Source organism: Lutibacter sp. (assembly GCF_040883305.1).
In the GTDB taxonomy this organism is placed as follows: domain Bacteria; phylum Bacteroidota; class Bacteroidia; order Flavobacteriales; family Flavobacteriaceae; genus Lutibacter.
Genome location: NZ_JBFLKT010000320.1, coordinates 1 through 3,943, shown reverse-complemented (window position 1 = coordinate 3,943; position 3,943 = coordinate 1). Strand labels below are relative to the sequence as shown.

At 29.2% G+C, this 3,943-nt stretch carries 5 protein-coding genes; 1 reads left to right on the top strand and 4 read right to left on the bottom strand.

The window, feature by feature from the left end:
• The 3 genes from AB1Z17_RS10195 to AB1Z17_RS10185 form a co-directional block, all read right to left on the bottom strand.
• Window positions 1-355, bottom strand: a 355-nt coding sequence (locus tag AB1Z17_RS10195; RefSeq protein WP_368051698.1) for a DUF1697 domain-containing protein, incomplete at its 3' end; no start/stop codon positions are given.
• A complete protein-coding gene (locus tag AB1Z17_RS10190) occupies window positions 356-1,438 on the bottom strand; it encodes an AI-2E family transporter (RefSeq protein ID WP_368051697.1) in 1,083 nt (360 codons plus the stop codon).
• A gap of 4 nt (window positions 1,439-1,442) precedes the next feature.
• Window positions 1,443-2,663 (bottom strand): purple acid phosphatase family protein, encoded by a 1,221-nt coding sequence (locus AB1Z17_RS10185; protein ID WP_368051696.1) that lies wholly within the window; start codon window positions 2,661-2,663, stop codon window positions 1,443-1,445.
• A gap of 135 nt (window positions 2,664-2,798) precedes the next feature.
• Here AB1Z17_RS10185 and AB1Z17_RS10180 point away from each other — a divergent pair, with 135 nt between their 5' ends.
• Window positions 2,799-3,641: a hypothetical protein gene (locus tag AB1Z17_RS10180; RefSeq protein WP_368051695.1), complete on the top strand. Its 843-nt coding sequence runs from the start codon at window positions 2,799-2,801 to the stop codon at window positions 3,639-3,641.
• On the opposite strand, the gene AB1Z17_RS10175 is transcribed toward AB1Z17_RS10180, so the two are convergent.
• The coding region (locus AB1Z17_RS10175; protein ID WP_368051694.1) for a gamma-glutamyltransferase at window positions 3,642-3,943 on the bottom strand (302 nt) is incomplete at its 5' end. It abuts the gene before it with no gap.

Here is a 3,943-nt window from a genome sequence, read left to right as displayed (position 1 = left end):
TTTCAATTCCTTCTTCCGTTGGAATTTTATCTAAAAATGTGGCACAAGTTTTTTTGAAATCAAAATCTGTTTTGTTAATAAATGGGTTCGATTTAAACGCAGTTTCCAATTCTTTCTTTTTTAAAACTAACACTTTTATAGAATGCCCAAATTTGTTTCTAATCTCAGTCACTAATTTATTTTCAAGTTTTGAAGTGTTTAATTCTTCAGAAGAAAATATCACATTGCCACTTTGAATATAAGTTGTTATTTCACTAAAACCAATATTTGAAAAAAGTTGTTTTAGTTCAACCATTTTTATTTTGTTTTTTCCAGATACATTAATGCCACGAAGAAGTGCAATAAAAATATTCATTTATAAATCTTTAGTAAGTGATTTTACAATTTTGTTATCGGCTAAAAAAGCTTTTAAAACTACTTTAATTGCTGTATATGTTGGTATTGCCACAATCATTCCAGTAACACCAAATAAAATTCCAGCAATCATAATTACTAAAAATATTTCAAGCGGATGTGATTTTACACTATTTGAAAAAATTAAAGGCTGACTTAAAAAGTTGTCTATTAATTGTGCAATTACATAGCCAATCATTACATAAATTGTGGTTGGCAAAATAACCGATTGAAAATCTTGTCCTAAGTTACTACTCATAGATAAAAATAGCATTAAAACACCTCCAACCAAAGGTCCAATGTAAGGAATCAAATTTAAAAGTGCACATAAAAATGCAATAACTATGGCGTTTTCTATACCAAAAATAAGCAGTGTTATTGTGTAAATTACAAACAAAATGGTAATTTGAAAAACGAGTCCTATAAAATATCTTGATAATAAATGATTGATGACTGATAAAGAGCTTTTAAGTTTATTTTCGTTTTTATCATTCACTAAAATATAGATAGAGTTTTCCATAATTTCTGTATCTTTCATTAAAAAGAACGTAATAAAAAGCACTGAAAACAATCCGATGCTTAAACTCCCAAGTGTGCTAATTACAGAATTTAATAGATTAGGAATTGCAGTTATGTTTTTAAATAAATCGGCGTGTTTTATTTCATCTAAAACATTTATTCCCTTCGCTAAGAAATAATCGTTTAATTGAATTAATAAATTTTGAATATTTGTTTGAAGTTGATCTATATTTAATAATGATAAATTTTGTCCTTGTTCAATAATTAAAGGAATAAACATAGAAATTAATCCAGAAAGAATTCCAATAAATATGAACATTGTGAAAATTACGGCTAAAGTATTTGGAAATTTTAATCTTCTTCTTAAAAAGGAAATTATTGGGCTTCCGATTAATGCAATAACAACTGAGATTGCTATATATACCAAAATAGATTGTACTTCGTATAAAAAATACAGCAGCAAACAAACACCAATTATTATGGCAATTGCTTTTAATATTCCGTTTGTAATTGTATTTGATGTCAAATTCTTATTTTTTAATTTTAATAACGGCTCCATTTGGTGGAGACCAAATGTTTAGATTTACAGGGATTTCAAACTGATTTTCATTCGTTAATTCAGTAACCTCATTAACGTTATCAGTTTTAATTGTTCTTGCTGTTATGGCATCTTTTGAGACAAAAATCCATTTAAATTGATTAAAAGACCCAGAGTCTCTTGTCCATTCTTTAGTGTCATCATTTTTTCTAAGTGGTGCGCCCCAGCACCCTTCACCAACATAAATTGTTCCTTTTGGATCTCTTATAAAACCTTCATCACTTCCAGCACCAGTTGAAGGTTTAATAGGCCAGGTAGATTTAACAGAATGAGAATCACATTCAACAACGAGCTGAACATTGTTTTGGAAAAATATATTTGACCAATGTTGGTAGTGGTAATTACCTTCTTTTTTTCTTGAAACATGTGGTCGCATTGGTTTGTGGTATTGTGCAATCTTCCAAAGATCTTTTTTATTCGCTTTTAATTCGTTTTTAAGCCAATTAGTTTGACTTCCTGGAATTGCAATTTCAGAATTTAACGTATAAACCCTTAAAAATTGTTTTCCAAATGGAATGCTGTAATATACACTTTCTGAAGGGGTATCAAATAAATTATAAATACTTCTATTATCGCGTTCATGGTTTCCTCTGGCAGCAACAATAGGAAACATTCTGTTGTCTGAGGCAATTGTTAGCTGCCAATCGTTAAACCAGGTTTGCCATTCACTATCGGTATCACCAGAAGTCATATCACCTCCAAATAATACTGCAGTTGGTTTTAGTTTAGAAACTAATTTATTTGCATTTTGTCTTGGAATTTGGTTGTTTCTGGAATCTCCACCAGCAATAAAAGAAATGGACTCTTTGTTTTTTGGAGCAGTTTTAAACCAAAACCGTTCACTAGTTCCTTCGCTATCTTTAATAACAAAATAGTAAGCTTTATTAGGTTTTAGGTTTTTTAAACGAACAAAATTATTATGCATCCCTTTAAAATATATAGCTCTATCAACAGGTTGGCGGTTTTTGTAATTGGTGTAATTTACTCCAAAATCTGTTTCACCAAAATAAACAATAGGATTGTCTCCAGAAATTTGATTCCATCCAATTGTAATAGTTGTAGCTGGGTTATTTCTTATAATTAAGCGGTATTTATCATTTGCAGCATTTAATATAAAAGTGCTTAAAAATAAAAGGAAAATTATTTTTTTCATGAATCTAAAAGTTAATTTAATATGTATTACTAATAATCAGTAACGCTCAAAAGTATTATTATTTATTAATAGTATAAAATATTTTCCTCATTTATAAATTATATACTTGATATTTTAATAGTTTTGTAGTAATTTATGGAAAATGAGCTAAGATTAAGCAAGAGTTTTAAACTACTGAAAATTTCAGTAGTATTGGTGTTTTTAGGAAGAGCGTGGCAATTTATTTTTTGGGACGCTCCTTTTAGAACTTTTTTTTGGAATGAAAATTTATTAAAACCTTTTGTTGAAACTGTAATTGGAATTGATTGGCAAACGTATGCAAACTCTCCACAGTTAGATGTATTTATAGATTCGAGCGTTTTTGCTTTTGGAATCCTTTATTTATTAAGTGCCATTGGAGTAATTCTTTACTCAAAAATTGAAACAATAGCGAAGTCTATTATTTTTTTGGGAGGAATAGGATTGCTAATTTTAGCTTATTTATTAATGAGCGAGAAGTTTTATCAATTCAGCCAGTTTTTTGAATATAGTATTCAGTTTAGCATTCCTTTTATTTTTGTTTTCTATCATAAAGGATTTATTCAGAAACATTTAATTTTAATCTTGAAATTATTAATTGCTGCTGTTTTTATAGCACACGGATTGTATGCTGTTGGGTTTTATCCTATTCCGGGGCTTTTTCTAGGAATGGTAATAGATATTTTAGGTTTGACAGAACAAGGAGCCCGTAATTTTTTATTAATTGTTGGGGTTTTAGATTTTATAGGTGCAATGTTAATTTTTGTACCTAAAGTTGCCAAATATGCATTAATATATTTGGCTATTTGGGGATTCTTAACTTCGTTTGCAAGGTTAGTTGCTGGATTTTCCTTTGATTTTTTTTGGGAATTATTGCACCAAAATTTATTCGAAACAATTTACAGATTGCCACATGGTATTTTGCCAATAATTGTGCTGTTAAAATTGAAAAACAAATAGTTAAAACCCAACAGCTTTATCATCACCTCTTCGATCTGCACCGCCTTCTAATTTTCCATTTGGAAGTACTAAAATTGCATCTACTTTGCCAATAACTAGCGATTCTCGTTCAAATAATTCGTAGCCTAAATTTTGCAACTCATTTTTCGAAATACTATCAAAACCTTTTGGTTCCATTCTAATAACATCTGGCAACCATTGATGATGAAATCGTGCTGAATTTACGGCTTCTTGCATTCCCATGTTAAAATCAGTAACATTTAAAATGTTTTGTAAAACAGAAGTAATTATGGTTGAACCTC